Annotated in this window: 4 protein-coding genes; 3 read left to right on the forward strand and 1 reads right to left on the reverse strand. The window is 62.2% G+C overall.

What is annotated here, in order from left to right:
• Positions 1-53: 53 nt before the first annotated feature.
• Positions 54-596: a MarR family winged helix-turn-helix transcriptional regulator gene (locus HKD24_RS14935; RefSeq protein ID WP_010339851.1), complete on the reverse strand. Its 543-nt coding sequence runs from the start codon at positions 594-596 to the stop codon at positions 54-56.
• Between the two features lie 104 nt (positions 597-700).
• On the opposite strand from HKD24_RS14935, the gene HKD24_RS14940 reads away from it, so the two are divergent.
• The 3 genes from HKD24_RS14940 to HKD24_RS14950 all read left to right on the forward strand — a co-directional run.
• The gene (locus HKD24_RS14940) at positions 701-1,177 is read left to right on the forward strand and encodes a YkgB family protein (RefSeq protein WP_010339850.1); all 477 of its coding nucleotides are present in this window, start codon (positions 701-703) and stop codon (positions 1,175-1,177) included.
• A gap of 133 nt (positions 1,178-1,310) precedes the next feature.
• Positions 1,311-1,895: a recombinase family protein gene (locus HKD24_RS14945; RefSeq protein WP_010339849.1), complete on the forward strand. Its 585-nt coding sequence runs from the start codon at positions 1,311-1,313 to the stop codon at positions 1,893-1,895.
• A gap of 4 nt (positions 1,896-1,899) precedes the next feature.
• The coding region (locus HKD24_RS14950; protein ID WP_194260950.1) for a DUF4158 domain-containing protein at positions 1,900-2,761 on the forward strand (862 nt) is incomplete at its 3' end.

Genomic DNA, 2,761 nt, shown 5'->3' on the forward strand with positions numbered 1-2,761 from the left:
GGGGTCAGGACATAGAACGGGCACAGATATACGCTAAGCGTCTCTGCGCGCACTTATGGGTCGACTCTATGCGTCGACGACTCCAGCATTCCAAAGGCATCCATCGGACAGTTGTAGCATCGCCTCTCGTCGCAGAGCCGGCATATCGTCAGCGCCGAGACAGCGTCGTCAGACATCTGCGCAAGTATTGTCTCGGCAATACGTTCCAGCACGAGGCGGTCAGCATTCGAGACATGGCTAAGGATTTCGGATAAAGTCTCGTTTCTTCGTTGCAGGATCGCAGATAGGCGAGTCTCGCCTGCCTCAGTGAGCATCAGCGCTACTGCACGACGGTCCCGTAGCGCTTTGGATCGAACGGCGAACCCGGCTGCAACCAATCGATCGACAAGCCGCACCGTCCCCGCGTGGGACAAGCCTAGCACCCGTCCTAATTCGTCGATCGAAAGACCGGTCGCGTGACCGATGACGACGATCGCCGCGGTGGTTTCGCCACCGCCGGGTATCGTCGGGTCGAATGCCGCCTTCTTAATTCGATCGGTGATGCCCACTGCGAGGGCGCCGAACAGATTGACGAGCCGGTCCGAGAGTACGTTCAAAGGGTTGCCTCATTCATTGCCGGCGCATAGTGTATGCGCAGCGCATATATCACGCCTGTCTAAGCATGAAGGCAGGTCATGCGCCATGATGAAAGCGAGGCACCATGTTTTCGACATTACACATAGCTGAAAAGACGACCGGCTCTCGCGGGTCTCTCGCGTTGCTGCGCTGGGCGCTGGTGGTCATCTTTCTCTGGTTCGGTTGCATGAAATTCACGAGCTATGAAGCGATGGGCATCGCGCCATTGATGAAGAACAGTCCGATCATGAGCTGGATTCCGGCCGTTTTTGGGGTGCAGGGTGGAAGCTATTTTATAGGCACCGTCGAGCTCGCGACGGCCGCTGCGCTGATTATCGGTGCTTTCAACAAGACGGCCTCCGCTCTCGGCGCGGCGATGTCATGCCTGACTTATGCCGTGACACTGACGTTTTTCCTGAGCACGCCTGGCGTCGCCGAGCCGACCGCTGGCGGGTTCCCGGCGATTTCGGCCGGAACCGGACAGTTCCTGTTGAAGGACCTGGTGCTTCTTGCGGCATCAGCGTGCCTTCTACTTGCGTCCATACGGACAGCAGACGCGTGACGGCAAACAGGTGATAGGCGACGCTCCGGACCTGCGCTTTTGCCGAACCATACCCGCCTCAGCCCATAACGATCGACAAACCCTGTCGCTTTGATAGGGTGTTCGAAAACATGCTTTCGAGGGTTTGTCGTACATGCTGGTCGGATATATGCGGGTGTCAACGACCGATGACCGCCAAACGGTCGATCTCCAGCGGGACGCGCTCGTCGCAACCGGGGTCGATCATCGGCATCTCCATACCGACAAGGCATCCGGCGCGCGCGACGACCGACCAGGCCTGAAAGCCTGCCTCGACTATCTGAACGCGGGCGACACACTGATCGTGTGGAAGCTCGACCGGCTCGGACGCTCGCTGCCGCACCTGCTGACGATCGTCACCGATCTGAAGGCGCGCGGCATCGCGTTCCGGTCGCTGACCGAGCAGATGGATACGACCACGCCGCACGGCGAATTGCTGTTCTCGCTGTTCGGTGCATTGGCACAATATGAGCGTGCGCTCACGCGCGAACGGGTGATGGCGGGACTGGCTGCTGCCAAACGCCGGGGACGCCAAGGTGGCCGCCCGCCGATGATCGACGCCGAAACGCTCGAGCGGATCACCGCCGCGCTGGATGGCGGGGCCAGCAAGGCGTCCGTCTGCCGGACCTTCAAGGTGCCGCGTTCGACCCTTCTCGGCACGCTTGCCCGGATCGGCTGGACCGCACCGGCCAAGGTCTAAGCCGATGCCGCGTCGCGCCGTCCTGTCGGACGAGCAACGCGCGGCGTTGCTCGCGCTTCCCGACGACGAAACCCTGCTCGTCCAGCACTGGACATTGAGCCGGGACGACTTGGCCATCATCGTCCGCCGGAGGCGACCGCATAACCGGCTGGGTTTCGCGATCCAGCTTTGCGCGCTGCGCTATCCTGGCCGTTTCCTGCGACCCGGTGAACTGATCCCTGATACGCCGCTCGCGTTCGTCGCAGAGCAATTGCAGGTCGGACCCGAGGTGCTGGCCGACTACGCGACGCGCGGCCCGACCCGGTACGAACAGCTCGATGCACTGCGCGATGCATTCGGCTTCATGCCGCTCAGTCGGCCGCTGCGAACGACGTTGCAGGAATGGCTCCTGCCGATCGCGCTGACGACGACCAGCGGGGCTAGGCTGGCGCGCGTGATGCTGGATGAGTGCCGGCGACGGCGCATCATTGTGCCGGGCATCAGTTCGGTCGAGCGGATGGTCGCACAGGCGTTGCTCGATGCCGAACGCCATGTCGCCGAGCATCTGACCCGAGGACTCGATGCTCGACAGCGCCGGCTGCTCGATGCGCTTCTCCTGCCCCACACAGGCACGAACTTGAGCGATCTGGCCTGGGTGCGGCAGTCACCCGGCAAGCCCGGCCGAAAGACATTCGCCGCCATCATCGAGCGACTGACACTGCTTCGGGCCATCGGGATCGATCCGGATATCGCCGTAGGCGTCCATCCCGAGCGCCTCCGACGCCTGTGCCAGGAAGGCGTGCGGCTGACCGCGCAACATGTTCGGACGCTGCAAGCGACGCGGCGTCGCGCCACATTGGTGGCGACCATCCTCGAAACCATCGTTA

The organism is Gluconobacter vitians, from assembly GCF_015244565.1.
GTDB classification, from domain to species: domain Bacteria; phylum Pseudomonadota; class Alphaproteobacteria; order Acetobacterales; family Acetobacteraceae; genus Gluconobacter; species Gluconobacter vitians.